Raw genomic sequence first — 2127 nt, 5'->3', positions numbered from 1 at the left:
GGACGGTGGGTGCCGCGCCGCCCGGCGGGGCACCCACCGTCCGCCCCGCCGGCGCCCCGCTCGTGGCCTCCTCGCGATCACCTTCGCCCGAAGCTCGGCAGAGGTCCGGACCTGTCATCGGGTGTCGTGGCGCCCACGTTCTCGTGCGGAGGTCACCGCGGTCGTGTCGGATCGACCGGCGTGCCGGATCGCGCTCCTCGGAGGGGAATTCCCGGTCCTGGGACGTTCGCCGCCGCGACGGCGGCGGCCGAGTTCGTCCTGGAGTTCGTAGATCCGGTACAGGACCGGATCGCCCTGTCGCAGGGCGGGGAGGTAGGCGTCGGTGACCGCCGACCGGCGGTCGCGGCCGAGCGGGCCCGCGTACGTGTGCGCGAGGTCCAACAGGTGGGCCAGGACCTCGCGCGGAGGGATCTTGCCCCCGGCGCCGATGCGTTGCACGGTCGTCTGGCTGCAGCCCCTGCCGAACTCCTCGGTCAGGAGCTCGGAGAGTCGGCGGTAGTTCATCCCCCGCCCCCGCAGCGGTTCCAACACATGCGCGCGCAATGCCTCGACGAAGGTCCGTACGTCGGGGGCGAGCGCGGTCAGGTCGTCGTTCGTGCGTCGGCCCCGTCTCGGGCCGCACGGGGCGGGGCGGGAGTTCGGTCTGGACATCGAGTGAGTCTCCCCAACGGGTTCAGAGAGGTTGTTTCCTGAGAGTGGCCTCCGACTGGAGCACCGGGTGCGCCGGACGACCGAGGAGCAGGGCGTCGGAGCCACGTGGGTGGAGGCTTCCGGTGTCCCTGGTGTGGTCCCGGTTCACTGGTGTGGTCCCGGTTCATCGGCCCGGGAAGCGCCCGCGGAGCCGGGACGGGGGCGACGGTGCCGCCCGGTTCACCGGTCCACGGCCCACGAGCACCACGGCCGTCCTCGACCGCGGAGTCGCCCCGCGGACACGCGACGAGCCCGGCGCCCGGCGTCGTGTTCCGGCTCGGGAAGGCCATCGGCGTCGTACCGGGACCACGTTGTCCGGAATCCGCGAGCGCGGGAACCCGCCGGGGCGTCAGCCGATCCGAAGGCGGTGAAAACATCCTATGCGCACAGCGGTGGTTACCGGCAAGGCCCCCTGCTTCCCTCTGGAAAGGACGCGGCGGCGGCCGGCGTGGGTCCGGGCCGTCCCTCGGCCACCGTCAACGGGCTCCGAGAAGGCGACTCCCCCACCTCGACGGCCGGCGGGAGTCCGGCCGGGAATCCGGCCACGGCGCCGAACGGTCCGGCTCCTCCGACCACCGGTGGGCCGACCCGATCACCGGTGGTGACCCACCTCACATTCCGGCGGCGTGCCGCACTGGCTATCGTGCTTGGAAAGCGACGCCCATGGATATATCGACCATCGGCGTCGGGGATTTCCCACCGAGACGGCAATCCCGCACGGACCCCACCGTGACAGATTTCGCCGACTGGTTGACGGACCGCATCCAGCAATTCCGTGAAGTCGCACAATCCAAGGCCAAAGACCCGCGTGGCTCGTCATGATACGAGAACGGACCGGCCGCACACCCCGGCAAATGAAGCCCCTCCTCGGCTTCTCCCGGACCCACGAGGGATCTCCAGCGAACTCCCGAGGTGCCGCGCACCTCGTCGGCCACCGGCCGTGCGTGTCCAGGACGACACGGTGTTCGCCCCACGGCCGCGGCGACGGCGGCTCCGCCGCCTCCGGGCGCGGCCAGTCCACAACCCCACGAAGGAGGTGAGGACCGGTGACAGTCGACCGCAACGCGAACCTCCGCCGAACCGGCTCTCCGAACGTCCCGCCGAAGGCCGTCGAGCAGCGGATCATCGGGCTCCTGAACGACCTCTCCCGGGTCACCGCCCAGAACGAACGGCTCGCCTCCGCCCTGCGTGAGGCCCGCGACCAGATCGTGGCCCTCAAGGAGGAAGTGGACCGGCTGGCACAGCCCCCGGCCGGATTCGGCACCTTCCTCAGCCGGAACGAGGACGGCACCGCCGACATCTTCACCGGGGGGCGCAAGCTCCGCGTGAACGCCGGCCCCGACGTCGACCTCGACGAGCTGCGGCGCGGCCAGGAGGTGATGCTCAACGAGGCCCTCAACATCGTGGACGCGATGGCCTTCGAGCGCATCGGCGACA

Annotated in this window: 1 protein-coding gene and 1 pseudogene; one reads left to right on the top strand and one right to left on the bottom strand. The window is 71.2% G+C overall.

The window, feature by feature from the left end:
• Window positions 1-114 precede the first annotated feature (114 nt).
• Window positions 115-651 carry a hypothetical protein gene (locus tag ACFXHB_RS44690; protein ID WP_380582964.1) on the bottom strand — a complete coding sequence of 179 codons (537 nt, stop codon included), beginning with the start codon at window positions 649-651 and terminating at the stop codon, window positions 115-117.
• A gap of 1142 nt (window positions 652-1793) precedes the next feature.
• On the opposite strand from ACFXHB_RS44690, the pseudogene ACFXHB_RS44685 reads away from it, so the two are divergent.
• Window positions 1794-2127 (top strand): annotated as a pseudogene (locus ACFXHB_RS44685) (proteasome ATPase); the annotation flags it as partial.

It is taken from the genome of Kitasatospora sp. NPDC059327, assembly GCF_042752535.1.
In the GTDB taxonomy this organism is placed as follows: Bacteria; Actinomycetota; Actinomycetes; order Streptomycetales; family Streptomycetaceae; genus Kitasatospora.
Note: the sequence above shows the minus strand (reverse complement) of the source record. Positions and strands in the feature narration are given on the sequence as shown.